Origin of the sequence: Chitinophaga sp. Cy-1792 (genome assembly GCF_011752935.1) — a bacterium.
Lineage (GTDB): Bacteria > Bacteroidota > Bacteroidia > Chitinophagales > Chitinophagaceae > Chitinophaga.
Genome location: NZ_VWWO01000002.1, coordinates 1823766 through 1850511 on the forward strand (window position 1 = coordinate 1823766; position 26746 = coordinate 1850511).

The 26746-nt window shown below is 46.9% G+C and carries 25 protein-coding genes; 15 read left to right on the forward strand and 10 right to left on the reverse strand.

The window, feature by feature from the left end; translation table 11 throughout:
• The first annotated feature begins 1 nt into the window (after position 1).
• From F3J22_RS21555 to F3J22_RS21575, 5 genes are all read left to right on the forward strand, one after another.
• Positions 2 to 856 carry an alpha/beta hydrolase gene (locus F3J22_RS21555; protein ID WP_167020000.1) on the forward strand — a complete coding sequence of 285 codons (855 nt, stop codon included), beginning with the start codon at positions 2 to 4 and terminating at the stop codon, positions 854 to 856.
• A 65-nt stretch (positions 857 to 921) separates the two neighbouring features.
• Positions 922 to 3012 carry a copper-translocating P-type ATPase gene (locus tag F3J22_RS21560; RefSeq protein WP_167020001.1) on the forward strand — a complete coding sequence of 697 codons (2091 nt, stop codon included), beginning with the start codon at positions 922 to 924 and terminating at the stop codon, positions 3010 to 3012.
• A gap of 77 nt (positions 3013 to 3089) precedes the next feature.
• Positions 3090 to 4229 (forward strand): SPFH domain-containing protein, encoded by a 1140-nt coding sequence (locus F3J22_RS21565; RefSeq protein ID WP_167020002.1) that lies wholly within the window; start codon positions 3090 to 3092, stop codon positions 4227 to 4229.
• 52 nt (positions 4230 to 4281) lie between these two features.
• Entirely contained in the window at positions 4282 to 5412 is a 1131-nt protein-coding gene (locus F3J22_RS21570) for a hypothetical protein (protein ID WP_167020003.1), read from the forward strand.
• A 231-nt stretch (positions 5413 to 5643) separates the two neighbouring features.
• The gene (locus F3J22_RS21575) at positions 5644 to 6207 is read left to right on the forward strand and encodes a DUF4142 domain-containing protein (RefSeq protein ID WP_167020004.1); all 564 of its coding nucleotides are present in this window, start codon (positions 5644 to 5646) and stop codon (positions 6205 to 6207) included.
• 130 nt (positions 6208 to 6337) lie between these two features.
• Here the strand turns inward: F3J22_RS21575 and F3J22_RS21580 are convergent, their stop codons facing one another.
• The 8 genes from F3J22_RS21580 to F3J22_RS21615 form a co-directional block, all read right to left on the reverse strand.
• Positions 6338 to 6748, reverse strand: a complete 411-nt coding sequence (locus F3J22_RS21580) for a DUF6691 family protein (RefSeq protein ID WP_167020005.1) — start codon at positions 6746 to 6748, stop codon at positions 6338 to 6340.
• A 5-nt stretch (positions 6749 to 6753) separates the two neighbouring features.
• A complete protein-coding gene (locus tag F3J22_RS21585) occupies positions 6754 to 7320 on the reverse strand; it encodes a YeeE/YedE family protein (RefSeq protein ID WP_167020006.1) in 567 nt (188 codons plus the stop codon).
• A gap of 207 nt (positions 7321 to 7527) precedes the next feature.
• Positions 7528 to 7812, reverse strand: a complete 285-nt coding sequence (locus tag F3J22_RS21590) for a GNAT family N-acetyltransferase (protein ID WP_167020007.1) — start codon at positions 7810 to 7812, stop codon at positions 7528 to 7530.
• Positions 7813 to 7822: 10 nt separating this feature from the next.
• The gene (locus F3J22_RS21595) at positions 7823 to 8272 is read right to left on the reverse strand and encodes a (4Fe-4S)-binding protein (protein ID WP_167020008.1); all 450 of its coding nucleotides are present in this window, start codon (positions 8270 to 8272) and stop codon (positions 7823 to 7825) included.
• Positions 8273 to 8288: 16 nt separating this feature from the next.
• Positions 8289 to 8693, reverse strand: a complete 405-nt coding sequence (locus F3J22_RS21600) for an OsmC family protein (RefSeq protein WP_167020009.1) — start codon at positions 8691 to 8693, stop codon at positions 8289 to 8291.
• Positions 8694 to 8738: 45 nt separating this feature from the next.
• A complete protein-coding gene (locus F3J22_RS21605; RefSeq protein ID WP_167020010.1) occupies positions 8739 to 9365 on the reverse strand; it encodes an alpha/beta hydrolase in 627 nt (208 codons plus the stop codon).
• Positions 9366 to 9367: 2 nt separating this feature from the next.
• Positions 9368 to 10300 (reverse strand): ring-cleaving dioxygenase, encoded by a 933-nt coding sequence (locus F3J22_RS21610; RefSeq protein ID WP_205195500.1) that lies wholly within the window; start codon positions 10298 to 10300, stop codon positions 9368 to 9370.
• A gap of 51 nt (positions 10301 to 10351) precedes the next feature.
• Entirely contained in the window at positions 10352 to 10888 is a 537-nt protein-coding gene (locus tag F3J22_RS21615) for a YceI family protein (RefSeq protein WP_167020011.1), read from the reverse strand.
• A 318-nt stretch (positions 10889 to 11206) separates the two neighbouring features.
• Here F3J22_RS21615 and F3J22_RS21620 point away from each other — a divergent pair, with 318 nt between their 5' ends.
• The 8 genes from F3J22_RS21620 to F3J22_RS21655 all read left to right on the forward strand — a co-directional run bounded on the left by F3J22_RS21620 (position 11207) and on the right by F3J22_RS21655 (position 20936).
• Positions 11207 to 12667 carry a TolC family protein gene (locus tag F3J22_RS21620; protein WP_167020012.1) on the forward strand — a complete coding sequence of 487 codons (1461 nt, stop codon included), beginning with the start codon at positions 11207 to 11209 and terminating at the stop codon, positions 12665 to 12667.
• 10 nt (positions 12668 to 12677) lie between these two features.
• Positions 12678 to 13667 carry an HlyD family secretion protein gene (locus tag F3J22_RS21625; RefSeq protein WP_167020013.1) on the forward strand — a complete coding sequence of 330 codons (990 nt, stop codon included), beginning with the start codon at positions 12678 to 12680 and terminating at the stop codon, positions 13665 to 13667.
• The gene (locus F3J22_RS21630) at positions 13664 to 14827 is read left to right on the forward strand and encodes an ABC transporter permease (protein ID WP_167020014.1); all 1164 of its coding nucleotides are present in this window, start codon (positions 13664 to 13666) and stop codon (positions 14825 to 14827) included. The genes F3J22_RS21625 and F3J22_RS21630 overlap by 4 nt, the downstream gene beginning before the upstream one ends.
• Positions 14820 to 16001, forward strand: a complete 1182-nt coding sequence (locus tag F3J22_RS21635) for an ABC transporter permease (protein ID WP_167020015.1) — start codon at positions 14820 to 14822, stop codon at positions 15999 to 16001. The genes F3J22_RS21630 and F3J22_RS21635 overlap by 8 nt, the downstream gene beginning before the upstream one ends.
• A gap of 42 nt (positions 16002 to 16043) precedes the next feature.
• Positions 16044 to 17399, forward strand: a complete 1356-nt coding sequence (locus F3J22_RS21640; RefSeq protein WP_167020016.1) for an exonuclease domain-containing protein — start codon at positions 16044 to 16046, stop codon at positions 17397 to 17399.
• Between the two features lie 98 nt (positions 17400 to 17497).
• The gene (locus F3J22_RS21645; RefSeq protein WP_167020017.1) at positions 17498 to 18430 is read left to right on the forward strand and encodes a phosphoribosylaminoimidazolesuccinocarboxamide synthase; all 933 of its coding nucleotides are present in this window, start codon (positions 17498 to 17500) and stop codon (positions 18428 to 18430) included.
• Positions 18431 to 18562: 132 nt separating this feature from the next.
• Positions 18563 to 20362, forward strand: coding sequence for an ABC transporter ATP-binding protein (locus F3J22_RS21650; RefSeq protein WP_167020018.1), 1800 nt, complete (start codon positions 18563 to 18565; stop codon positions 20360 to 20362).
• 154 nt (positions 20363 to 20516) lie between these two features.
• Positions 20517 to 20936: a DUF3276 family protein gene (locus F3J22_RS21655; protein WP_167020019.1), complete on the forward strand. Its 420-nt coding sequence runs from the start codon at positions 20517 to 20519 to the stop codon at positions 20934 to 20936.
• Between the two features lie 277 nt (positions 20937 to 21213).
• Here the strand turns inward: F3J22_RS21655 and pgi are convergent, their stop codons facing one another.
• Positions 21214 to 22866, reverse strand: a complete 1653-nt coding sequence (pgi, locus tag F3J22_RS21660) for a glucose-6-phosphate isomerase (RefSeq protein WP_167020020.1) — start codon at positions 22864 to 22866, stop codon at positions 21214 to 21216.
• A 35-nt stretch (positions 22867 to 22901) separates the two neighbouring features.
• Positions 22902 to 23645: a hypothetical protein gene (locus tag F3J22_RS21665; RefSeq protein WP_167020021.1), complete on the reverse strand. Its 744-nt coding sequence runs from the start codon at positions 23643 to 23645 to the stop codon at positions 22902 to 22904.
• 226 nt (positions 23646 to 23871) lie between these two features.
• Between F3J22_RS21665 and prfB the strand changes: the two genes are divergently transcribed.
• Positions 23872 to 24967 (forward strand): peptide chain release factor 2 gene (prfB, locus tag F3J22_RS21670; protein WP_167020022.1). Its coding sequence is split into 2 segments (ribosomal slippage): positions 23872 to 23931 and positions 23933 to 24967, totalling 1095 coding nucleotides; the frame shifts between segments, so codons are not numbered across the junction.
• A 108-nt stretch (positions 24968 to 25075) separates the two neighbouring features.
• Complete coding sequence (pruA, locus tag F3J22_RS21675; RefSeq protein ID WP_167020023.1) at positions 25076 to 26707, forward strand: L-glutamate gamma-semialdehyde dehydrogenase; 1632 nt, start codon at positions 25076 to 25078, stop codon at positions 26705 to 26707.
• Positions 26708 to 26746 lie beyond the last annotated feature (39 nt).

Below are 26746 nucleotides of genomic sequence, written 5' to 3' on the forward strand. Positions count from 1 at the left end.
TATGAAAAAATTGATCCTCCTTTGCATGCTGGCGGGTTATGGACTTAATGGAATGGCACAACAGGAAAAGCAAATAGCCTTGTGGCCCGGTATCGCTCCCGGTGAAACCGTGAAGAAACCACTGGAAATGTCGGCCGACAGCAGCCGGAATGTTCATCGTATTTCTTCGGTAACCGATCCCTTTATTTCCGTTTACCCGGCGCCGTTAGAAGGCCGCAAAGATGCAGCAGTGATTGTTTGTCCGGGTGGCGGCTACGGTATCCTGGCCATCGATCTGGAAGGTTATGAAATAGCACAATGGCTTAACAAGCTGGGCTATACTGCATTTGTACTGCACTACCGCGTTCCGCAGAAAAGAGAAGGTGCCTTACAGGATGTACAAAGGGCCATCAGGCTCGTGAAATCCCGCGCTTCCGAATGGCAGATAAACCCTGAAAAGGTAGGCCTCATCGGCTTTTCCGCAGGTGGTAGCCTGAGTGCGCGTGCAGCCACCCTGTACGATAGGCAAACCTATACCGCCATCGATGCTGCTGATAAGCTGAGTGCCAAACCGGCATATGCCATGCTGATCTACCCGGCATACCTCGACGAAGGCGAAAACAGAACGCTGACACCAGAGTTGAAAGTTAATGCAGCTACACCGCCCATGTTCTTATTTGCAACGGCAGATGATAGCTATGGATATAGTGCGCTGGTCATGACCGGTGCCATGAGAGATGCCAAAGCCCCGGTAGAATTACATTTCTACAATAAGGGAGGCCATGGCTACGGACTCCGGCCTGGTAATCCCGCTGCGGATACATGGCCGGGCCTGGCAGGAAAATGGCTGGAACAACTATTGAAGGCAACACATTAAGTGTTGCCTTTTTTATGCGCAACAATTAGGGAAACCGGGTTGTATTACTAGAAAAAGCGGATAATATGGAGCATACGCATGAACATAATATGGAACCAGCACATAATGGTCATCAGCATAAAATGCCTGCCGATAGTCATGACCAACATGAACACCATGATCACAAACATATGGAAATGCATGATCACGATCATCACAACGGAATGAACCATGGTGGCCATGCCGGACATGATCATTCGGCCATGATCAATGATTTCAGGAAACGGTTTTATGTAGTGCTGGTGCTCACCTTACCTGTCATGCTGCTGTCAAAAATGATCCAGCAGTGGATGGGGATACATGTTGGTTTTCCGGGAGATAAATATGTTTTGTTCGGACTCTCCACGATCATCTACTTTTACGGCGGATGGCCGTTCCTTTCAGGGCTGGTGCAGGAAATAAAGGCAAAGAATCCTGGCATGATGACGCTGATAGGCTTTGCTATCACGGTGGCATTTGTATACAGCGTGGCCACCTTATTTGGTTTGAAAGGAATGGATTTCTTCTGGGAACTGGCCACCCTGATATTGATCATGCTGCTGGGCCACTGGATAGAAATGAGTGCGGTGGCTGGTGCCGGCAGAGAGCTGGAGTTACTGGTAAAACTGATGCCTGCAGAGGCGCACCTCCTGGAAAATGGTAACCAGCGCGATGTTAAAACAGATAGCCTGCAACCTGGCAATGTTATTATCATCAAGCCGGGTGAAAAAATTGCCGCAGATGGCACCATTAAAGAGGGGAGCAGTTATATCAATGAAGCCATGCTTACCGGCGAATCAAGGCCCGTAGAAAAGAAAGCCGGCGACAAGGTGATCGCCGGATCTATCAACGGCCACGGTGCTTTACAGGTAACAGTTACACATAGCAGTGCCGACTCCTATCTCTCGCAGGTAATCAAACTGGTGAATGATGCACAGCAGGCTAAATCAGGTACACAGCTGCTGGCGGATAAAGCTGCCAGATGCCTGACAATACTGGCCATTGCCGCAGGGCTTATCACTTTCTTTGTATGGTGGCTGACAGGTAGCAGCTTGTCTTTTGCCATGGAACGTATGGTTACGGTAATCGTTATCTGCTGCCCACATGCACTCGGACTGGCTATACCATTGGTGGTGGCGCGTTCTACCACCATCGCGGCAAAACATGGATTGCTGATAAAGAACAGGACCGCTTTTGAAAATGCCCGCAAAATAGATACACTGGTATTCGATAAAACCGGTACGCTTACTGTTGGCAAATTCGAAGTAACACAGATGGAATCGTTTATGCCTGACCGTAGCAAGGAGCAGCTACTGGTATTGGCGGCAGCTGCAGAACAGCAGTCAGAACACCCGATAGCCACCGGTATAATTGCAAAGGCACAGGAACTGAAACTGGAAGTTCCTGCTGCAACAGATGTGCAGGCGCTCGCCGGAAAAGGCATTCAGGCAAGGGTAGGAGCGGATACAATATTAGTGGCGTCTCCCGCTTATGCCCGTGAAAATTATAAACTGCCGGAGGTGAAATCAGATGATACCGGTACTATATCTTATGTTATCATCAATAACCAGCCAGCCGGCTATTTGATACTGGCAGATGAAATCCGCCCGGAATCAGCAGCGGCGGTACAGCAGTTGAAAGCGGAAAAAATAACGACGGTTTTACTGACAGGGGATAACCGCAAAGTGGCGGATGCAGTAGGTGTGCAGCTGAAAATTGATAAGGTGATTGCTGAAGTTTTACCGCATCAGAAACTGGATGCTATTAAGCAATTACAAAGTGAAGGCCGCTATGTCGCTATGACGGGTGATGGCATCAACGACGCACCTGCACTGGCGCAGGCAGATGTAGGTATTGCAGTTGGTTCTGGTTCTGATATCGCTGCTGAAACGGCAGGCATTGTGCTGGTAAACAGCAATCCCGCTGATATTGTGAGTCTTGTACGTTTTGGAAAAGCTACTTATCGCAAAATGATACAGAACCTGGTATGGGCTACCGGCTATAACCTGATAACTATGCCGCTGGCAGCAGGTGTCCTGGCGCCCTGGGGCGTGATACTCAGCCCGGCGGTAGGTGCCATTCTGATGACCGTTAGTACCGTCATAGTCGCCATCAATGCTAAATTGCTTAAATTATAACATATCATTTAAACGGTTTCAAATAAATAATTCTATAAATTTGGCAGACATTTAGCTAGTATTTTAAAAACCTGATCATGGGATTATTTGATAAACTAAGGAATGAATTTATAGATATTATTGAGTGGACAGACACCACTTCAGATACCATTGTTTGGAAATTTCCCCGTTACCAAAACGAGATCAAACAAGGCGCGCAACTTACTGTACGTGAGTCCCAGGTAGCTGTGTTCATGAACGAAGGTAAGATTGCAGATATTTTCCCGGCCGGAAGATATGTACTTACTACTCAAAACCTTCCTATCCTTGCCACCTTACAGGGATGGAAATATGGCTTCAACAGCCCATATAAAGCGGACGTTTTCTTCGTGAGCCTGCGTCAGTTTACCAATCAGAAATGGGGTACCAAAAATCCTGTCATGCTGCGTGATGCAGAATTCGGACCTTTACGTATCCGTGCCTTCGGTAGCTATGCATTTAAAATAAAGGCTGCCGATGTATTTCTGAAAGAAGTAGCCGCCACCAACCCGGAATTTACCGTTGATGGTATCAACGAACAACTGCGTAACCTGGCCGTTTCCCGCGGTATGGATGCCATCGCAGAGCAGCATATTCCGGTGCTGGACCTCGCCGCTAAGTATGATGAGGTATCTAACATTATCACAGAAAAAATCCGTCCGGAGTTTAATGAGTTAGGTCTTGAACTGACTAAATTCCTGATCGAAAATATTTCCCTGCCACCAGAAGTGGAAGCAGCACTGGACAAACGCAGCAGCATGGGTATTGTTGGTAACCTGGGTGCATATGCACAATTCCAGGCTGCCAATGCCATGGAAAAATCTGCTGAAAACCCAGGCAGCGGCGGACTGGCAGGTGCAGGCCTCGGACTGGGCATGGGCGCCGCGATGATGGGCCAGGTAGGTAACGTATTCCAACCTAACCAGTTCAACCCGCAAACAGGTGCCAGTGGTACCCAGGCAGCACCGGCTGCCGGCGCAGTACCTCCGCCATTACCCGCTGCTGTAGCTTTTCACGTAGCTATTGAGGGTAAACAGGCCGGCCCTTTTGAACTGGACCAACTCCGTCAGCTGGCAACAGCTGGTAACTTCAATGCCAATACGCTCGTATGGAAGGCTGGCATGGCCGCATGGGCAGCTGCAGGCACTGTTCCTGAACTGGCACCGGTACTGGCTACCGTACCTCCACCATTACCATAAGTTATAAGGCCGTTACCCCCGGTAACGGCCCATTCATTTTATAATTTTCCCTATGTCTTTTGAGGAAAAAACCAGCGAGACGGTCAACTCGCTTAAATGCCAGAACTGCGGCGCGGTACTCCATTACGCTCCTGGCACCGATACACTGAAATGTGATTATTGTGGTACCGTTAATAAAATCACTGCTGATGATGCCGCTCCTGTCGAAATCCGGTCTTATGATTACCAGGACTTTCTGGCAGCGGAAGCCGCACATACCAGCGCCACCACCGAAGCGGTTGTCGTGAAATGTGTCAACTGTGGTGCTTCTACTACCTTACTTCCCAATGTTACCGCAGATTCCTGTCCGTTTTGTGCCTCACCACTGGTGATAGACCATGCGCAAACAACAAGTATGTTGCAGCCACACTATGTGCTGCCATTTATTGTGAAAGACGGTGAAGCCCTGCAGTATTTCCGAAACTGGATGAGCAAACTCTGGTTTGCCCCTTCAGACCTGGTAAAAAAAGTAAAAGATGGTTCCAGTCAGCAACTAAAAGGTGTGTATATACCGCACTGGAGCTACGATACCGATACTGATACCGCTTATTCAGGCCAGCGTGGTGAATACTATTATACCACCGAAACCTACACAGAAACGGTGAATGGCCGCGAAGAAACACGTACCAGACAGGTGCGTCATACTGCATGGTATCACGCCTCCGGTCGCGTAGACAATAACTTCCGTGATGTACTCGTTTCTGCCAGTCCTTCACTGCCACAAAAAATGGCGGTGATCCTGGAGCCCTGGAAACTGGAACTGCTGAAAGATTATGACGGCCGCTACCTGAGCGGGTTCAGGGCAGAAATCTACCAGACTAATGCCGAAAACGGCCTGCGCATCGCTAAAGATCGCATGGACCCTATCATCCGGGACGATATCCGCTCCGACATCGGCGGTGATGAACAGATTATTGACGACTATCGCGTTGTTTACAACAACCTGGCCATTAAGTACCTGCTGCTGCCCGTTTGGATCAGCGCCTACAAGTACAATGATAAAGTGTATCATTTCGTTGTAAATGCCTGCACCGGCGAAGTTACCGGCGATCGTCCATACAGCGTATGGAAGATTATCGGGCTAATCATTTCGATCATTCTTATCGCTGTACTCATCTACCAGTATGCCGGACAAAAACACTGATCTCTCTGAAATAATATAAAAAAGGATGTGACACTTATTGTTGTCACATCCTTTTTTTATACGCGTTACGTAGACTATATTCTACGTAAGGCAACATATGCCTGTGTGTGTTTTTGATTAATCAAATTGGCTGTAGTAAAGGGTTTGAGAGATGATCTGCGTTAGGGTATCTTTTTTGACTGTCATTATTCGTGAATAGTTGTTAATAAACTGAACAAAAATTACCAGGCTATGAAAAAGAACGTATTTATTGCAATAGCAGCGTGTCTGCTAACGGGTATTCTACAATCATGTGGCGGTAGTAATTCGAATAAGGCAGAAACAGATAGTGCCCAGCAGATCAATGAGGCCGTAAAGCCCGTTGATGACCAGTCGTCTAAGTTTGCTGTGGAAGCTGCTAATGGAGGTATGTCGGAAGTAGCTATGGGTAAACTGGCCCAGGAAAAGGCGACTAATCCGCGGGTGAAAGCTTTCGGTACCATGATGGTAAATGATCATAGCAGAATTGATGACGCACTGAAAGCATTAGCTGCAACACTGAATATCACCTTGCCTGCAGCCATCAATCCGGATGAACAGAAACACCTGGATGAACTGGCAAAGAAATCTGGTAAAGACTTCGATAAAGAATATATGAAGATGATGGTAGATGATCATAATATGGATGTGAAAGCATTTGAAGATGCTTCGCAAAGTCTTACCAATGCTGATATTAAAGCATTTGCTGCAACTACATTGATTACATTGAAAGTACACCAGGATTCTGCCAGAGCGATCAAAGATGCATTAAAATAATGCTGCCTAACGCAGATGAATATACGTAATTAATTATCCTATAAGACCCTGTTTGTTCAGGATGGAACTGCATGCCATATCCTGAATGGCGAATCCCCATCTCTACTCAGTAGAGACGGGGATTCCTGTTTTAATGAGGTAGTTTCTTTTCCAGCAGGCCGTATAACCAGGTGCCGGCAATGGCACTCAGTAAGGTAATTAGCACAACCGTGAATCCACTCCCGATCTGCGCAAACAATGGCCCCGGACAAGCTCCTGTTATGGCCCATCCCAGTCCGAAGATCAGTCCGCCGAAGATCTGCCCCTTATCGAATTGTTTGGGCGCTATCTCAATTGGTTCTCCACTGAAAGTCTTGATGTTAAAACGTTTGATAAGTTGTATGGAAATAATGCCGGTAACAATGGCGGTGCCGATGACGCCGTACATATGAAAGGAAGTGAGCTGAAACATTTCCTGTATGCGAAACCAGCTGATCACCTGTGATTTTACAAGTACGATCCCGAAATAAATGCCGGCAAGCAGGTATTTAATATTTTTCATTGTAGTCAGATGATATGTGAGAAGATCCAGGGAAGAATAACATTGGCACAAAAGAACCCGCCAGCCATGAAACACATGGTCGCTACCATGGAAGGCCACTGCAGGTTAGAAATACCCATGATGGAATGGCCGGAGGTGCAACCACCGGCATAGCGGGTACCAAAACCCACCAGCAAACCCCCGATGACAAAGAATATAAGTCCTTTGAGCGTAAACAGGTTATTCCAGTTAAATAGCTCTGCAGGAAGGAGCGAGGAGTAGTCGTGCAGGCCATAGCCGGCGAGCCGTTGCTGGGTGGCAGCTGCTACTTCTACCGGATGCGGATCTTTCAGTAATACACCGCCAATGTATCCGCCGATGGCTATGCCTGCCACAAAGAAAAGATTCCAGGCCTGCTGTTTCCAGTCGTACCTGAAAAAAGAAATGCCTGCGGGAAAGCAGGCAGCACATATATGACGCAGGGAAGAGGAGATACCGAACGGCTTATTGCCCAGCAACAGCAGGAGCGGGACGGTTAGCCCTATCAGGAATCCCGCGGGCAGCCAATACCATGGTTGATAAAGGAAACTCATTTTTTTTCTTTTAAATTAATGAATTCCTATGGCATAATGCTGGTAATTTATCAGGCGAAAGCTCATTACCCCACCGTGGGGACGTTTTCTGCTGAAAGCTGACCGCGTCTCTACATGTAGAGAGAAGCAACTACGCGATCTCTACTAAGTAGAGATCGCGTAGTTGCTTCTGCATTCTGAACAAATAAAAATCATTGTATAAATAAATTATTGCTGCGCATGCAACAGATCATTATACTCCGGATGACGTTTCATATAGGCATGCACGTAAGGACATAATGGTTTTACTCTCAGCTTATGTTCACGGGCATAATCCAGTACGTATTTTGCCAGTTGAGCGGCAATGCCGCGTCCTTCCAGTTCAGGAGGTACCTCGGTATGAACATATGCAATGACACCAGGCGTTTCCACATATTGAATGAAGCCGGTATGTCCTTCTACGGTTGTTTCGAAACGATGTTTTTCTTCGTTTTTTGTTATCGTTAATTCCATATATAAAAAGTTAGCTGTTGGGTTTATCGGTAAATTGAATTTTAGCATGGGTGCCATCACAGTAAGGTTTGTTACTGGAAGCGCCACAGCGGCAGAATGCAGTGACTTTATTCTTATGCGTTTCATTGCCTGCTGCATCTTTCACGACAATATTGCCGTATACCAGCAGCGGTCCGTTGGGTAACGGTTCCACTATGCTTTCTGCCGTAATCTCAGGGGCTATGCCTCCTTCTGCTGCCGCATCGGCGTTGAGGAAGTAGGTAAGTGCACCGGAAGGACATCTCTTCACCTGGTCTATCATACGTTGTGTAGGGGCGCCTTCTGCATTGATCCAGGGCTTGTTGTTGGGATTAAATACTTCCGGAAGGCCGTGGAAGCATACTTCAGAATGGACACAAACATTCGGCTTCCATACAATGGTTACCTCGCCATTAGTGTATTTCTTGGTGATGTCTTTCATGATATTTTTCCTCCTTTTAATACGCTTTGGTAATAATCTCTATGGGATTCAGCAATACCTTGTGTACCGGGCACTGGTGGGCTATCTGCAACAGCCTTGCCCGCTGCTCTTCATCCAGATTGCCTTTCAGGCTGATGTTGAGCTCTATTACAGTGGTGTTGGGGGATGGCTTCAGCTCCTTGTTGAAGTTCAGCTGTACCTCTATATCTTCCAGTGGCCAGCCTTTCCTCGCCGCATACATTTTTACGGTAATGGCGGTGCAGGTACCCAGACTGCTGAGCAGGAGCTCTCCTGGTTGCGGCCCGGTATCGCCACCACCAACGTTTTCAGGCTCGTCTGCCAGCCAGCGGTGTGACCTTGCTTCAATAGACGCCTGGTACGGGATGTTGCCAATTGTTACTGTTACGATATTGTCTTCCATAAAATTTATTTCCTGCTGCTTCCTTATCAGCATCTATATACTTTTCTAAAATGAATCTGCCAGCCATTTTCCTGCCAGTGTAATATCCTGCTGGGTGAGGTTATGACCTGTTTCCAGCTGGTGCAAACTTACCCGGAAACCATTCGCTTCCAGTAAGGAGGCATATGCTGTGGTGGCGGCGGTTGCTACTGTGGTATCAAGACTGCCTGCACTCAATAATACCGGCTGGGCTTTCTCCGTTTCAAACGGGTCTTCTATACCATGTAATGGCTGCATGGGCCTGAACAACGCAGCCCCGGCAAGTAATTCGGGATAAAGCATCAGTATGGCGCCTGCAATGTTTGCACCGTTGGAATACCCGACAGCGATCAGCTTATCTGCGTCAAAGCCTTTTTCCAGGGATAACTCCTTTAAGAAATGTACCATCTCATGTGTTCTGAAATGGATGTCAGCTTCGTCAAAAACACCGGCTGATAATCGCCTGAAAAAGCGGGGCATACCATGTTCTTCCACATTGCCACGTAATCCCAGCAGGTTGTACTGCTTGCCGATACGTTCGCCCAGCGGCAGCAAATCTGTTTCATCGCCCCCCGTGCCGTGTAATAACAGCAACGTATACCCGTTGCTGTTATCGGCAGGTTGCCAGATATATTCCAGTGGTTTGAAATCCATGATTAGTCCAGCTTTATTAGTCTGCTTTCTATTTCTGCGCGCTGCGCCTCAAATTGCTCCGGTAACATCAGGTGGGTGCCCAGTTCCTGAACGGGTTCATCTACGGTAAAACCTGGCTGGTCGGTGGCCAGCTCAAATAATACACCGCCCGGTTCACGGAAGTATACAGACCTGAAATATTTTCTGTCCAGTTGTGCAGTGACATGCAGGCCTCTGTCTTCCAGTATCTGCCTGAGTTCCAGCTGTGCCGCGTCGTCGGCTACACGAAAGGCAACATGGTGTACACTGCCGCCGGCTACGTGTCCGCGTTGCTCGCCTTTGGCTTCCACGAGATCAATATAGCCGCCTTTTTCGCCGTTAGGGCCGGCGAAGCGGTAACGGTTGGTGTGGTTCTTTACCAGCGTGTAATCGAATACAGACACCAGCAGGTCGGCAGTAGGCTGTATGTCTTCCAGCGTAAGGGTAACGTGATGGAACCCCCTGGTGGCAACATCTTCATTAATTTCTTGTGTTACCCACGGCGTTCTGTCGTCACTTTTTTCCGGTACGGTCAATTCTATTTTTAAACCATCTCTGTCCAGGAAGGTAAGGTATACCTCACCGAATTTAGAGGAAGGTTTGTTGTAGATGATATTTTCTTTGTCCAGCCTTTTCAGCCAGAAATCCAGGCTGCCTTCGGGAACGCTGTAACCTATTTCTGTGGCCATATGCGTACCGCGTCTGCCAGTCATAATATCTTCCCAGGGGAAGAAGGTCAGGATGGTGCCAGGTGTGCCTTTTTCATCTCCATAATAGAAGTGATAGGTGTTAGGATCGTCAAAATTGACGGTTTTCTTAACAAACCTCAGCCCCATTACCCGGGTATAAAAATCATAGTTCTTCTTCGCATTTCCTGAGATCGCCGTTACGTGATGTATTCCTTCTATCTTACCCATAATTCCTGATTTTAATTAAAAAAGTCCCGCCAGCTGGGCGGGACCGGTTATTTATGATTTCTTCAGCATCTGTACTTCACAGTGAATTTTTACTTCATCACTTACCATTACACCGCCTGCTTCAGTTACCGCATTCCAGTTCAGCCCGAAATCCTTACGGTTGATTTTTCCGGTGATGGTAAATCCCGCTTTGGTATTGCCCCACGGATCTTTTACCACGCCACCGAATTCAACGGCCAGCTTAATGTTTTTGGTTACATCCCGGATGGTCAGATCACCATAGAGATTGTAAGAACCGTCATTATCTACATTCTCATATTTGGTGGCCGCAAACTTGATATAGCGGTATTTATCTACGTCGAAGAAGTCCGGCGAACGCAGGTGCCCGTCGCGTTGTTCATTACCGGTACTGATGCCGTCCACGTCTACCGCTACATTCACCTTGGCAGTCATGAAATCTTCGTCTTCGGTTTCTGCCTCTACCGTAAATGAATTGAATTTACCTCTGATATTGGTGATCATCAGGTGTCTGATACTGAAACCAAGTTCGCTGTGATCTGCATCTGAAACCCAGGTTGTTTTTGCCATGAGTGATAATGGTTTTATGATAAATGAAATTTGATACTTCGTTTTAACGGAGGCGCCTTTTAGCTTAACAAGCCCGGGAGGCTATTGTTCATCCGTTGATATGTCAAAGGTCAACATTTAACGATTGCCCGGAAATGGACTTTTTACAGTTAATCATGCACAAAATGTATCTCTTTAAAGATAAGGAATATAATGCATGTCTGACACTTATCTGTTTAATCTTCAAGTTTTTTCGAATAGTACAAACATTATCCATAAATAATTGTTTATCTGTCGGGAGTCTATCCAACAGGCGCCGCTGTTCTGAAAAAAATACGTATGAAACAAATACCGGTCATCATCTTCCCACTCATCTGTACAATTAGCGTTTCTGCCCAGCAAAACGGGGGAGAACTGACGTTGAAGGACTGTTACCGGATTGCGAAACAGGGTAATGTGGTCGTTCAGCAGGCGCAACACTCCCTTAAAGCAAGAGAGTATGCCCTTCAGGCTGATAACCGGGCCTACTACCCTAAAGTAGACCTGCTGGCCGGTTACAATTACCTCGGTCAGCCGCTGAAAATAAACCTGCAGCAGGTAAAAGATGGTGTGGTCAATGGTTCTGCGGCACAAAGCGCCAATACTGCCAACGAGGTTTATCACCAGATTACCGGCCAGAACCTGCCACAGGCAGCCCAGGACAAAATCGCTGCAGCCACTAAAACCCTTATCAACGCATTCTATCCTGACTATAACCCCGAACTGGCCAAACAATCCTACTTTACCGCCGGACTCTTTCTGCGCCAGCCGATTTATATGGGTGGAAAGATCACTGCTGCCCAGGACCTGGCAAAAGCCAATGTTCGTGCAGGTGAATTTAATCAGCAACTGGTAGAAAAAGAGCTAAGTTTCGGTATTAGCGCACAATACCTGCGTATACTGTACCTGAACACCATCATGGCACACGAAGCCGTGATCGTAGACGCCTTCCGTAAAAACAGGGACTACGCCACATCGCTGAAAGATAACCAGATACTTCCGCCATACCTGCTCAACTGGGCCCGCGTGTCGTACACCCAGGCCATCAACAGGTATGCGAATCTTGAACTGGACAAACAGAACGCCCTGCTGGAACTGAATAAATTACTAGGTCAGCCGCTGGGTACACCTATAACGATTACGGATACACTCCGTTATTCGGATTATAATATAGGTAGAGATACCACATTGGACCTGGAGAATAACGCCACTTACCGCCTGGTACAAAATACCGAATCGCAGGCGCAGGTGGCTGTGAAGGCCACCAGGTCTTTGTCGATGCCCAATATTTTTGCGATCGGTAACGTAAACCTTTACCAGAAAGACCTGCCGGTAACGGTACCACCATGGCTGGTAGGTGTGGAAATGCAATGGAATATCTTCGACGGATTCTCCCGCGTAAAGCGTACCCGCGCCAGTCAGCAGCTGGTGGAAGAAGCTAAACTGGCAGCAGAAAATACTAAATCCAACCTGGAGCTGAAACTGGCTATTGCGAAAAATAAAATGGCTTCGCTACGTAATACGGTAGCCAGTCTGGATAGTGCCCGACAGCAATCCCGGATAACCACCACGCTGATCACCGACCGGATGCAAAATGAATTGTCGTCCGTAAAGGATGTCAACGATGCTTTGCTGATGGAGGAAGAAATGGAGAAAACCTACTATACCGCTGTACTGGGCTATTACCTGGCTATGGCCGAGTACTGGAATGTCCTCGGAACCCCTGAGGAATTTGCTGTTTACATTGACGGAACGAAATAAACGTAAGCTAATGAGTAACTTCTTTAAGAACTATTGGGCCTTGCTGGTACCTGTTGTGATCATCCTGATCGCATTGTTCTTCTTTGTGAAAAGGCCTGAACAGCCCGATAACAGCGTGATAGGTATGGTAGATGCTGATTATGTGGATGTGGCCGCCGAATTCCCCGGCCGCCTCGATAGCCTGCTGGTTAAACAGGGAGATACCGTTAGCAGAGGACAGCTCCTCGGTGTACTGCGTTCTACCGAAATCAACGCCATCAGAAACCAGGCACTGGCAGCCATAGACGCAGCACAGAGCCAGCTGACACTGCTGCAGAAAGGCGCCCGGCCAGAGGTGATAAAAGCGGCTGATAATCTCTATAAAATAACACAGGACCAATATGAGTTGATGCAGAAAACCTACAAACGCATGGAGAACCTCTTCAGCGACGAAGTGATATCCGGACAGGAAAAAGACCTGGTATACTTCAAATTGCAGGCTTCCAAAAAAGAAATGGAGACGGCAAAACTGAATATGGACATGCTGGAGCAGGGAAGCCGGCCGGAGCTGATTACCGCCGCGGCAGCCATTCTGCGCCAGGCAAAGGAAGGTTACGAGTTAACAAAATCACTGGCAGATAAAACATACATCCACGCACCCAGCGATGGTATTATCAACTCTATGGTGATTGAAGAAGGAGAAATTGTTTCTATCGGCTATCCGTTAATTACTATACAGAAACCTGGTACCTATCACGTACGCTTTAATATCCGGCAAGACCAGATGGACAAGCTGAAAACCGGAACAGTGGTGCAAATGACTGTTCCCGGCTGTAAGCCCGAAAAGTTTGATGCAAAGCTGGAGAAAGTAGCACCTTCCCTCACTTTCGCTAACTGGGTGCCTGTAAAGGCCAAAGGTGATTTTGAACTGCGCACTTTTACCGTTGATTTCAAACCTGTAAATGAGTCGGCCATCGCCGGGTTGCGCCCTGGTATGACTGCCTCCATGGACCTGCCATGATCGCTACCTGGAACATATTTCTGCGTGAATGGAAGCGCATACTGACATTGCCAATACATTATGTGGCACTGCTGATTGTGCCTGCGGTTATCTGTCTGGTATATGCATTTATCTATAATAATAAATTCGCGAAAGACTTGCCGGTGGCCATCTGGGACGAAGCGCATTCCCCATTGTCGCGGCAGCTCACCTTCATGCTGGAGGAAACGGAATCTATACATATTACCCACCAGATAAATAACCAGGGTGAGCTGGAGAAGCTCATGAAAGAAGGGAAGATCCAGGCTGCCGTTCATTTTCCGGCTACGCTGGATAATGATATCAAAAGCAGGCATCCGGTGACAGTCACCATTTACGCCAATGCAGCCTCGCTGGTTACGAGTAAGCTGATATATAAAGATGCCGCACAGGTGATTATTACCGGGTCTTCCGGTGTTATTCTCCAGAAGCTGGTGAAAAAAGGTATGCCGCAGAGCAGGGCCATGGCATTGGTATTGCCGGTTAACATGCACGGCTATACGTTGTATAATCCCCGCTATGATTACCAGGCCTACCTGGTGCCGGGTCTGATAGCCGTGGCTTTGCAGATGATTATCATCATGGTGGCCGTGCTGACACTGAACTACGAAGTGAATACCGGTACTTTCAATGACCTGGTGCAAACCTCCGGTGGATCAGCGTCTGCGGTGATATCAGGCAAGGCGCTGGCGCATCTTTCCGTTGCCTGGATCAATTATATCCTGGTGCTGTTTATCATGTTTCCCATCTTCACCGGCGGACAAATCGGCTCCAATGGCCCGTTGTTCGTTATGTACACACTGCTGGCCATTGCCTGTATCGGCGTAGGCATGATGGTGAGTGCTGTGGTGGATGATGTGATGGTAGCCTGCGACCTCGGACTGTTCTATACTTCGCCGGCATTTGTGTTCAGTGGGTTCACCTTTCCACGCTGGGCCATGCCCTGGTATGACCAGTTTTATGCTTACCTGATGCCGTTTACGCCTTTCCTGGACTCATTCTTCAAGGTGTATTTCATGGAACTGCCATTGAAATATTGTTATACAGAGATCAGCCACCTGATGATTTTTATTGTGGTAACCTACCCGGTAGCAATTATTGTTTACCAGCGGAAGATTAAAACAGCCCTGCAACATGCCTGATTTGTTTAAAAATATCGGTAAGGTTTTTCTGAGAGAACTGACATTGATCGCCAAAGATCATAGTCTGCTGCTTACCTTGCTGCTGGCCCCGCTGATCTATGCCTTTTTCTATGGCAGTATCTACGCCTATAAAGTGGAAGAGAAAGTGAAGCTGGGGGTGGTAGATGAAGATAATACCAGTTTGTCACGCACCTTTATTAACCAGGTGGGGGATCTCCAGATAACAGATATTACCCGGATGCGCAATATGCAGGATGCGCAAAAGAGCATGTACCTGGGCAATACGCAGGGTTTCCTGTTTATTCCCAAAGGAATGGAAAGTAATATACTGGCCCTGAAACAGGCTGATATCGTACTGGCGGTAAATGGTGCCAGGTTCCTGCCTTCCAGTGAACTAACCATGGCTGTTACCAATATTGCGATGGCGGTAGGGGCGGGGGTGCGACTCCAATACAATGAAAAGAAAGGTAATAATTCAGATATCGCCATGCGGGAGGCAATGCCCGTAAACCTGGACTACAGGCCCCTGTACAATACACGTAGCAGCTACGGTGGCTTTCTGCTGCCAGGGCTCCTGGCACTGATTCTTCAGCAAACATTGCTGATAGGCCTCGCCGAAAGTGTGGCGCTGGACAGGCAACATAAACACTTTCCGCAGTTGCTGGGCCTGGCTGGCAACAGCCTGTCTACTGCCCTGTGGGGGAAAGGCCTGTTCTATTTCATCTTGTACTGTGCCTATGCGGCCTTTTTCATGACGGTCAACTACCGCACCTTCGACATCCCTTTCCGCGGGCATCCGTTCGATGTTTCCATCGCTTTCATACTTTTTATCCTCACCCTGATACCGATGGGTTTCTTATTGGGTACCCTTTTTAAGGGGCAACTGCTCACTGCGCAACTTATGGTATTTTCTACTTATCCGTTCTTCCTGCTGAGTGGCCTGGCCTGGCCGTACGACAGTCTGCCGCCGTTTATGCAGGGCCTGTCATCGCTGCTGCCAACTACACCGTTTATGAAGCTATACGTCTCTATTGTGCAGTCGGGGGCCACCCTGAGCGATAACCATGGGGCCATCATTCACCTGATGGTATTGTGGATATTTTATGTAATGCTTGCCCTGTGGAGGCTTTCAGTTATTAATCGCCGTCAGCAGGCCATGGTGGCTGCAATATAGGTATTTGTATGGTTAGGTTCAATGCAATATCTTTGCTGCCGGATGTATGCAATTGTTGATATAGAAACCACCGGCGGTCATGCCAGTGCAAACGGAATTACGGAAATCGCCATATATGTTTATGACGGGAGAGAGCTGGTGCAGCATTACGAAACATTGGTAAACCCAGGTATCCCGATCCCATATTACATTACCACGCTCACGGGTATTTCCAACGAGATGGTGGCAGAAGCACCGCCATTCTCCGCAGTGGCGCCTATGATTTTCAGTTTACTGAAAGATAATATCTTCGTTGCCCACAACGTCAATTTTGATTATTCCTTCGTAAAATATCATTTGCTGGAAGCCGGTTTCGATCTGCAATCGAAGAAATTATGTACTGTCAGGTTAGGTAGGAAGATCTTCCCGGGTTTGCCTTCGTATAGTCTGGGCAATATCTGCCGGCATTTCCAGATACCTATAAATGGCCGCCACCGGGCTTCGGGCGATGCAGAAGCTACCATGAAACTCTTTGGCCTGCTGTTGCAGCATGATACTGCAAACGCTATTGCAGCCGTCCTCAAAGGTGGCTCCAAAGAACAGTTCCTGCCTCCAAATCTGCCACCAGAGCAGGTGAAAGCACTTCCTTCCGATCCTGGGGTATATTATTTCCATGACCAGAAAGGGAAAGTAGTGTACGTGGGCAAGGCCAGAGACCTGAAAAAACGCGTCAACAGCCACTTTACAGGTAATAATCCCGGCCGCCAGCGTCAGAATTTTTTACGTACCATCCATAGCATCACCTTTCAGCCTACTGCCACGGAACTGATGGCCTGTATCCTGGAATCTGTGGAGATAAAGCGTCTGTGGCCACCTTTCAATACCTCACAGAAACATATAGAGTTCCGCTATGGGTTCTATCTCTTCGAAGATCAGTCCGGGTACCTGCGCCTGGCCATAGAAAAACGACGTAAGCACAGTCACCCTGTACATAGTTTCAATCTCCTCGTAGATGGCCATCGCATGTTGCGGACGCTTATCCGTGAATTTGAGTTGTGCCCTAAACTCTGTTTTATGCAGAAAGATGAAGGCACCTGCGCAGGCATTACCGCGCAAACCTGCCATGGGGCCTGCAGGAGAGAAGAAGAGCCTGTCGTTTATAACGCCCGTGTGATGGCTGCCATCAACTACCTGCAACAGCAGCAACCTTCTGTAACCATTATTGACAAAGGACTACAGCCAGGCGAAAAAAGCTGTATCCTGATGGAAAAAGGTAAATTCTATGGCATGGGTTATTTCCCCGAACATCTGGTAGCAGATCAGCTGGCCATCAGGGAATACCTGACGCCATACCCCGAAAATGAAACCATTATAGGCTTGCTGAGGCCTTATGCCACAGGGATTTCAGGAGATTTGTAAGAAAAAATCCGCATGGGTTGCAACAAGTCATGTGTTTCGTATTTACTTTTGCAGCGCGAAAAGTGCTTAAAACTTCATTATATATTAATTCTTTATTCATGTTAGAGTCAAAATTCAACCTGCCTGGTCAGACAGCTTTCTATAAAGGGAAAGTACGTGATGTATACACCATTGAGGATAAACTGATGGTAATGGTAGCTAGCGACCGTATCTCTGCATTTGATGTGGTATTACCTCGCCCTATTCCCTACAAAGGTCAGGTGTTGAATCAGGTGGCTGCCATCATGCTGGAAGCTACAAAAGATATTGTACCTAACTGGGTAAAATCTACTCCGCTGCCTAATACTACCATCGGTCTGAAATGTGAGACCTTCCCTGTGGAAATGGTGGTTCGCGGAAACCTCACCGGCCATGCCTGGAGGACTTACAAAACCGGTCAGCGTGTACTCTGCGGCGTTACCATGCCGGAAGGACTGAAAGAAAATGATTTCTTCCCTGCACCTATCATTACACCTACCACCAAAGCACATGAAGGCCACGACGAAGATATCTCCCGTGAAGAAATCCTCGCAAAAGGACTGATCAGCAAAGAAGATTACGAGCAGCTGGAGAAATATACCCTGGCGCTATTCGCGAAAGGTAAGGAGCTGGCAGCAGCACGTGGGCTGATACTGGTAGATACCAAATATGAATTCGGTAAAATCGGTGACAAGATCTACGTAATCGATGAGATCCATACCCCGGATTCTTCCCGTTACTTCTATGCTGAAGGATATGAAGAGAACCAGAAAGCCGGCAACCCGCAGAAACAACTGTCTAAGGAGTTTGTACGCGAATGGCTGATGGCAAATGGTTTCCAGGGTAAGGAAGGACAGGTGGTTCCTGAAATGACCGATGAGTTTGTGCAAACGGTAAGTGATCGTTATATCGAGCTGTTCGAAAACATCACCGGCCAGCAATTCGTGAAGGAAGATGTTTCCGATGCGGATGCACAGGCAAGAATCATAGCTGAACTGAAAAATCTGCTTTAATATAGCGGTATTCCATATAACTAATGACGGGGCGGCAGATATGCTGCCCCGTTTCTGTTTGTTACCACTGGTAAAATCAGTGATTCCCCGAATCCTATAAAGTCCTATTTTTGTTGTCAAATAGTTAGGCTTTTGAAACATTTAGGCGCACTCAATAAATATTTTCTCCAGAACAAATGGCGGTTAATCCTGGGATTGCTGTTTACAGCCATCTCCATCATTTTTAGCGTTACCCAACCCATCATGGTAAGGCAGATCTTTGACCTGCTTTCACACAACCTGGACGAATACCGGTTATTAGAAGATACAGGACTCAAATCCGCCTTCAGGGGTAGTTTTAGCCAGGTGCTGGCCTTCTATGGCATCAGTATTCTGATCTTTGCCCTGCTGAGCGGGTTCTTTCTTTTCCTGCAACGACAAACCCTGATTGTCATGAGCCGTCATATTGAATACGGCCTTAAAAATGAAATCTATCAGCATTACCAGAAACTGGACCTTAACTTTTTCAAGATGCACCGCACGGGCGACCTGATGAGCCGCATCACGGAAGACGTTTCAAGGGTGCGTATGTATGTGGGACCGGCCATTATGTATGCTTCCCGTACAGTGTTCCTGATCATCATTGTCATCTGGCTGATGATAAGGGTGAATCCGATGCTGACGTTGTATACCTTGTCGCCGCTGCCTTTCCTGGCACTGACCATCTACTATGTCAACCGTATCATTCATAAAAAAAGTGAACGTATACAGGCGCAGCTTTCAGGTATAACTTCTATTGCACAGGAATCATATTCCGGTATCCGCGTTATAAAATCCTATGTGCAGGAAGATGCCAGCACAAAACATTTTGAGCAGGCCAGCGAAGATTATAAGCAAAGTTCAATCAGTCTCGCAAAGACGGATGCCTTGTTTCAGCCTACTATGGCGCTGATGATAGGCCTGAGCGTTATTATCACGATTTATGTAGGTGGTATGCAGGTGATTGCCGGTAATATTACCGTGGGTAACCTGGCGGAGTTTGTGATATATGTAAATATGCTGATGTTCCCGTTTTTTTCCATCGGGATGGTAGCGAGTATGATACAGCGCGCTGCGGCCTCACAGCAACGCATAAACGAATTTTTGAAAATAGAACCGGAAATTAAGAATATACCGGGCGCTGTGGCAAAAGATATTGACGGTGACATCAAATTTGAAAACGTTTCATTTACGTATCCGCATACCGGCATAACAGCCATAAAGGATTTTAACCTGCATATCAGGCCTGGGCAGAAAGTAGCGGTGATAGGCCGTACTGGCTCCGGTAAGAGCACGCTTGCGCAGCTACTGATACGTATGTACGATCCGCAGGAAGGGAAAGTGAAACTAACGGATACGGATATCCGTACAATGCCGCTGGAAGGTCTGCGCGGCCAGATCAGTTATGTGCCGCAGGATGTATTTTTGTTCTCTGACACAGTGGCCAATAATATCCGGTTCGGAGATCCTGCAGCGGATATTACCGTGGTGCAAACCGCTGCCCGTCAGGCTTCCGTTGAAAAAGATATCCTTGGTTTCAAGGAAGGCTTTGAAACGGAGATAGGAGAGCGCGGTGTTACATTAAGTGGCGGACAGAAACAGCGTATCTCTATTGCGCGGGCACTGATAAAAGACCCGCACCTGCTGATATTTGACGACTGCCTTTCGGCCGTAGATGCCCGTACAGAAAAGGAAATCATCGGTAACCTGTACGCCTATCTGAAGGATAAAACTGCTATCATCATTACCCACCGCATATTTGCACTGTTTGAGTTTGATAAGATTATTGTGATGGACGAAGGACGCATCGCTGAATCAGGAACACATGAAGAATTATTATCATTGAATGGGTACTATGCGGAGTTGTACACACGTCAGCAGACCAACGAAGAGGACCCTGTAAGTGAGTCGTAATCACTGTCTTGTATATACGTTGTAACAGTCATTGACGGCTGTCTTTTATGAATTTTCAAAATCATTTAAAATTATTTTGATATTTGTAAAACAATAGTATATTTGTTCCTTATTGAAACAGGATTTGATTCGTTAACACTTAAATCTATCAACTGTGGCGTACGACAACAACAATCAACAGGAAAGAAACAATGATAGCATCTTTTCTAAACGATTGAAAGCGGGCAAAAGAAGAACGTACTTCTTTGATGTTAAGACCACTCGGGGAAACGATTATTTTCTTACTATCACAGAAAGTAAGAAACGTTTTAATGACAACGGTTATGACAGGCATAAAGTGTTCCTGTACAAGGAAGACTTTAACAAGTTCCTGAACGCGCTGACCGAAACCATCAACTACGTTAAAACTGAGTTGATGCCCGATTTTGATTTTGATGCCTACAACCACGATTATGTGCAGGAAGACCAGGACGACGCCGAAGGTGCTGAAGTTTCAGCAGCTCCCGCCGAGACAGTTTCTGTAGAGGCTTCTGCGCCTTCTTCACATGCAGCCGATGATGTAGACAAATGGTAATCTGAACTTATTTTATCATAAAATAAATTACACCCCCGGATTTTTCCGGGGGTTTTTTATTGCCCGTACTTTTCCTTCAGGGACTGCTAATTCTCCGCCGTCCGGGAATTTTCTTTCTCTGCCGAAGGCATTTATTTTACTGCCTGCGGGGGATTGCTTTTCTTCGTTTTCGGGGATTGTTTTTCTGGGCCGGCGGCCGGGAAAAACAATCCCCGAAATCCTGTGAAACCGAAGGCTTCACAGGATTTCGGGGAAAGAAATATTTATTATAACTGCATTATTTCCTCATGCTCTTATAAGCATTGATCAAACCATTCGTACTGGCATCATGGTTAAGGATCAGCTCTTCATTTTCAAGCTCAGGAAGGATCCTGCTGGCCAGCTGTTTACCCAGTTCAACACCCCATTGGTCAAAGCTGTAGATATTCCAGATAACACCTTGTACAAAGATCTTATGCTCGTACAATGCGATCAGTGAACCAAGAGTGTATGGTGTAATCTGTTTTACCAGGAAGGAGTTGGTAGGGCGGCTGCCGGTGAATACCTTGTATGGTAATACACGTTTGATTTCTTCTTCAGATGTATTGGCTTTCTTCAGTTCTGCCAGTACTTCTTCTTCGGTTTTACCGTTCATCAGTGCTTCGGTTTGCGCGAAGAAGTTAGACAGTAGTTTTACGTGATGATCGCCAATCGGGTTGTGACTGATTGCTGGTGCGATGAAGTCGCATGGAATAATTTTCGTGCCCTGATGGATCAGCTGATAGAAAGCGTGCTGGCCGTTTGTGCCTGGCTCACCCCAAACAACAGGACCTGTTTCGTACTTAACGTCAACGCCTGTACGATCGGTATGTTTGCCATTGCTTTCCATATTTCCCTGCTGGAAGTAAGCAGCGAAACGGTGCATGTACTGATCGTATGGCAGAATGGCTTCTGTTGCGGTATCAAAGAAGTTGCCATACCAGAGTCCCACGAGCGCCATGATAGCAGGGATGTTATTTTCAAGGGGTGCTGTTGCAAAGTGTTTGTCTACAGTATGTGCACCAGACAATAGCTGGATGAAGTTGTTGTAACCAACTGTCAGTGCGATAGACAAACCGATAGCGGACCACAGGGAGTAGCGGCCACCAACCCAGTCCCAGAACTCAAACATGTTCTTAGGGTCTATGCCGAATGCAGTAACAGCCTTTTCGTTGGTAGATAGTGCAACGAAATGTTTTGCGATATATGATTCGTCTTTCGCATGTTCCAGGAACCAGTCGCGCGCAGTGTTGGCGTTGGTCATGGTTTCCTGTGTGGTGAAAGTTTTTGAAGCAATCAGGAATAAGGTTTCATCAGGAGTGATGAGCTTGAGGGTTTCTGCGATATGTGTACCATCAACGTTAGAAACGAAGTAAGGCTGGATACCTTCTTTCCAGTAAGGTTTCAGTGCTTCTGTAACCATTACCGGGCCCAGGTCGGAGCCGCCGATACCGATGTTTACGATATAGCGTATAGTCTTGCCGGTATAACCTTTCCATTCGCCTGAATGCACCTGGCGACAGATATGATCCATCTTGTTCAGCACCGCTTCCACATCGGGCATCACATCTCTGCCATCCAGCATTACTGGTTTGCCGGAGAAGTTACGCAGCGCAGTATGCAGCACGGCGCGGTTTTCCGTTGCATTTATTTTTTCAGCGTTGAACATAGCCTTGATAGCGTCTTTAACGCCACATTCTTCGGCCAGCGACAACAGCATGCTGCGGGTTTCTTCAGTGATCAGGTTCTTTGAATAATCAAACAGAATATCTTCCAGCTGGAGAGAGAAAAGATTGAACCTTTCTTTATCTACAGCAAACAAAGTGCGCATCTGCACTTTTTTCATTTCTTCAGCATGTTTCTGTAGTTGTTGCCAGGATTTGGTAGCAACCGGATTAATTGATGGGAACATAGTAGTGTATATTAATGCGCGCCAAAATTAATACTTTACGCGAATGATTTCTGTTTCCTTATTAAATGCCATGAAATAGTAACAGCAATCAGCCCTATTCCCATGATACAGGCATGTATAATACTAAACTCATCTGGTAGCCCTTCTGCCTGCCGCCTGGAAATGATTCCATACAACGCCCACACAGTAACAAGTGCGTACATGATATTGTTGCGGTACAATATCATCAGCATGGTAATGGCGGTGGCAATACCTGTCAGCAGAATAGTGATCCGTATTTGTGTCGGGTGACTGCCTGCCCAGTCTTCATATGCCAGCAGCGACCCTACATTGCCCAGCAACGCTACGGCCATCCAGCCCAGGTAAATACTGAACGGTAATTCTATAAATAACTTTTCGCTGCTGCTGGCGTCCCTGTTTCTGATACCAAAGTTGCGGTGGATCATCACCAGGCAGCTGGTTTGAATGACAACAAGTATTAAAGAAAGGCTGATGATCTCATAATGCCAGGCAAACAGCCAGCCTGCATTTACAATACAGGAAAGAATAAACCAGTGGTCCATTTTACGCATGAAGGAGCTGAGTTCCTCGAAAGGGCGCCCGGAAAAGGCCAGTACCTGCTGATAAATCGTAAATGCTGCCAGGCAGAAATAGATGACCGGCCAGATCATAAAGGTAAAATTCGCCGGTATAAACAGACTGGGATAGTTATCTGCTACTTCCGCTGTGGTCAGGCCGTTAATAGGTAATACTACCGCCAGAATGTTTGCAGCAACCATAATTAAGAAAGAAATACTGTTAAACACCGACCTGTTCTTGTAATGTAGGGCATCATGGGCTTGCATAATGAATAGCCGCTTTTTTATATATGAAGATCTTGAATGCCAATAAATTCCACAAATATTATGCTAAAAAGTATGTTATAAGTTGCAATATTATTGCAGCATATATATCAATTGCTATTACATTAGCAGAATTGTACATTTTTCAATACATTTGCGACCTATGACAGCAGAGCAACTTAAAGCTATGAGGGACCGTCTTTACGTCCTGGGAGGTTTTCTTTAACGTCCCTGACCGATTAGCCAAAATAGAAAACGACAAACAATTATCTCTGGCCCCGGGTTTCTGGGACGATAATGCCAGAGCGACTTCCATCCTGAAAGAAATTAAGGTAAACAAATATTGGGTTGACCTTTATGACAATGTGCACACCGCCATAGAAGACAGCGCGGTGCTCAATGACTTTTTCAGAGAAGGGGAAGCAACAGAAGAGGAAGTAGAACAAGCCTACAAGGCCGCACAGGCAGCATTGGAAGACCTGGAGTTTAAGTCTACCTTAAACCAGCCCGAAGATGAAATGCCTGCTGTACTTACTATCAACTCCGGCGCAGGTGGTACTGAGAGTCAGGACTGGGCAGAAATGCTCCTGCGTATGTATCGTATGTATGGTGAAAAACAGGGATGGAAAGTCTCTGAAATCGACACACAATACGGTGATGGAGCAGGTATTAAGTCGGCAACACTGGAGTTTGATGGTGACTTTGCTTATGGGCACCTGAAAGCAGAAAGTGGGGTACACAGGCTGGTACGTATTTCTCCTTTCGATTCAAATGCGCGCAGACACACTTCTTTCGCCTCCGTATATGTATATCCGTTAGTGGATGACAATATCGAGATTGCTGTAAATCCTGCCGACCTGGAATGGGAATTCTATCGTTCCGGTGGTAAGGGCGGACAGAACGTAAACAAAGTGGAAACCGCAGTACGCCTGAAACATATCCCTTCAGGAATCATCATCGAATGTCAGCAGGCACGTACACAGGGAGAAAACCGTGAAAAAGCATTAACCATGCTCAAATCACGCCTCTATGAAGAGGAACTCCGCAAACGTGAAGAGCTGAAAAATGCTGCCAACGCCAACAAACGGAAAATCGAATGGGGCTCACAGATCAGATCGTACGTATTCCATCCGTACAAAATGATCAAAGACCACCGTACAGACTTCGAAGTTGGAAACGTAGGACCAGTAATGGATGGCGAACTGAACGGATTTATCAAGGCTTATCTGATGATGCAGAAAGAAGAGGACAATAATTAATAAGTATCCACTAATAATTAATAAGCCTCAACGGGTTACAACAACTACCTTTGCAGCGTAATCTGCCAAGCGCATTATTATTTATTCGAAACAACAAAATCTAACCAGATGAATACAGGATACTTTGACTACGCAGCGCCAGCTAATGAGCCTGTTTATAGTTATGCTCCAGGATCTCCGGAAAGAGCTGCACTGAAAAAACAACTGGCAGCGTTTAAAGCCGAAACTGCCGATATTCCAATGTATATCGGTGGAAAAGAAATCCGCACCGGCAAAACTGTTGATCTGCGACCTCCTCATGAGATCAAACACAAACTGGGACATTTCCACGAAGGAGATGCTTCTCATATAAATGATGCTATCAACGCAGCCCTGGAAGCCCGTGAAAAATGGGCCAACATGGACTGGGAAGCACGTGCAGGAATCTTCCTCCGCGCTGCTGATCTGATCGCTACAAAATACCGCTACCACATGAACGGTGCTACCATGCTCGGCCAAAGTAAAAATGCTTACCAGGCCGAAATTGACAGCGCCTGTGAACTGATCGATTTCCTTCGCTGGAACGTTCACTACCTCAGCGAAATCTATCGTCAGCAGCCGGTGAGCTCTCCAGGTGTACACAACAGAATGGAATACCGTCCCCTGGAAGGTTTCGTACTGGCCGTAACACCGTTCAACTTCACCGCTATTGGTGGTAACCTGCCTGCGTCTGCTGCTATGTGCGGTAACGTAGTAGTTTGGAAACCTGCCAATACCCAGGTGTTCGCTGCACAGATGTTTATGCAGGTGCTCATCGAAGCAGGCCTCCCTGCTGGTGTGATCAACCTGGTATATGCCAGCGGTCCGCTCATCGGTGATATCTGCTTCTCCAACCCACACTTCGCTGGTATACACTTCACCGGTTCTACCGGCGTATTCCAGACCATGTGGAAAACAATCGGCCAGAACATCCACAAATACAAGACCTATCCGCGTATCGTGGGTGAAACCGGTGGTAAAGACTTCGTCCTGATCCACAAATCTGCCAATCCTGAAGTAGCAGCAACTGCACTCGCTCGCGGCGCATTCGAATACCAGGGCCAGAAATGCTCTGCGGCTTCCCGCGCTTACCTGCCAAGCAATATCGCTGATGCTATCAAAACAAAACTGATTGCTGATCTGAAAACCATGAAAATGGGTACCACAGAAGATTTCAGCAACTTCATCAACGCAGTGATCGACGAACGCTCTTTTGATAAGATCGCCAAATACATCGACAACGCTAAACAAGACCCTGCCGCAAAAGTAATTGCTGGCGGTAATTACAATAAGACAGAAGGTTACTTCATCGAACCAACTGTTATCGAAACAACAGATCCTAAGTACATCACCATGTGCGAAGAAATCTTCGGACCAGTACTGACCATCCACGTGTACGATGCAGAGAAATTCGAAGAAATCATGGATGTAGTTGACAGCACCTCTGAGTACGCACTCACCGGTTCTATCATTGCGCAGGACCGCTATGCAGTGGAACTGGCAACAAGAAAACTGGTTAACTGTGCAGGTAACTTCTATATCAACGACAAACCAACCGGTGCAGTTGTAGGCCAGCAGCCATTTGGCGGCGCCCGCGCTTCCGGTACCAACGATAAGGCCGGCTCTATGCTGAACCTCTACCGTTGGCTCTCTGCCCGTGCAATTAAGGAAACTTTTGTACCTCCTGTAGATTACAGGTATCCTTTCCTGAACGAGGCTTAATACATGAAATGTTCATGATTTAATATAAAGGCGATCTCT

Coding starts and splice junctions, on each gene's coding strand:
- F3J22_RS21615 (WP_167020011.1), bottom strand. CDS start 10,888: ATGGCAAAAACAACCTGGGTTTCAGATGCAGATCACAGCGAACTTGGT.
- F3J22_RS21625 (WP_167020013.1), top strand. CDS start 12,678: ATGAGTAACTTCTTTAAGAACTATTGGGCCTTGCTGGTACCTGTTGTG.
- pruA (WP_167020023.1), top strand. CDS start 25,076: ATGAATACAGGATACTTTGACTACGCAGCGCCAGCTAATGAGCCTGTT.
- pgi (WP_167020020.1), bottom strand. CDS start 22,866: ATGTTCCCATCAATTAATCCGGTTGCTACCAAATCCTGGCAACAACTA.
- F3J22_RS21635 (WP_167020015.1), top strand. CDS start 14,820: ATGCCTGATTTGTTTAAAAATATCGGTAAGGTTTTTCTGAGAGAACTG.
- F3J22_RS21555 (WP_167020000.1), top strand. CDS start 2: ATGAAAAAATTGATCCTCCTTTGCATGCTGGCGGGTTATGGACTTAAT.
- F3J22_RS21665 (WP_167020021.1), bottom strand. CDS start 23,645: ATGGTTGCTGCAAACATTCTGGCGGTAGTATTACCTATTAACGGCCTG.
- F3J22_RS21600 (WP_167020009.1), bottom strand. CDS start 8,693: ATGGAAGACAATATCGTAACAGTAACAATTGGCAACATCCCGTACCAG.
- F3J22_RS21585 (WP_167020006.1), bottom strand. CDS start 7,320: ATGAGTTTCCTTTATCAACCATGGTATTGGCTGCCCGCGGGATTCCTG.
- F3J22_RS21580 (WP_167020005.1), bottom strand. CDS start 6,748: ATGAAAAATATTAAATACCTGCTTGCCGGCATTTATTTCGGGATCGTA.
- F3J22_RS21630 (WP_167020014.1), top strand. CDS start 13,664: ATGATCGCTACCTGGAACATATTTCTGCGTGAATGGAAGCGCATACTG.
- F3J22_RS21645 (WP_167020017.1), top strand. CDS start 17,498: ATGTTAGAGTCAAAATTCAACCTGCCTGGTCAGACAGCTTTCTATAAA.
- F3J22_RS21640 (WP_167020016.1), top strand. CDS start 16,044: ATGTATGCAATTGTTGATATAGAAACCACCGGCGGTCATGCCAGTGCA.
- F3J22_RS21590 (WP_167020007.1), bottom strand. CDS start 7,812: ATGGAATTAACGATAACAAAAAACGAAGAAAAACATCGTTTCGAAACA.
- F3J22_RS21570 (WP_167020003.1), top strand. CDS start 4,282: ATGTCTTTTGAGGAAAAAACCAGCGAGACGGTCAACTCGCTTAAATGC.
- F3J22_RS21595 (WP_167020008.1), bottom strand. CDS start 8,272: ATGAAAGACATCACCAAGAAATACACTAATGGCGAGGTAACCATTGTA.
- F3J22_RS21605 (WP_167020010.1), bottom strand. CDS start 9,365: ATGGATTTCAAACCACTGGAATATATCTGGCAACCTGCCGATAACAGC.
- F3J22_RS21575 (WP_167020004.1), top strand. CDS start 5,644: ATGAAAAAGAACGTATTTATTGCAATAGCAGCGTGTCTGCTAACGGGT.
- F3J22_RS21565 (WP_167020002.1), top strand. CDS start 3,090: ATGGGATTATTTGATAAACTAAGGAATGAATTTATAGATATTATTGAG.
- F3J22_RS21610 (WP_205195500.1), bottom strand. CDS start 10,300: ATGGGTAAGATAGAAGGAATACATCACGTAACGGCGATCTCAGGAAAT.
- F3J22_RS21560 (WP_167020001.1), top strand. CDS start 922: ATGGAGCATACGCATGAACATAATATGGAACCAGCACATAATGGTCAT.
- F3J22_RS21620 (WP_167020012.1), top strand. CDS start 11,207: ATGAAACAAATACCGGTCATCATCTTCCCACTCATCTGTACAATTAGC.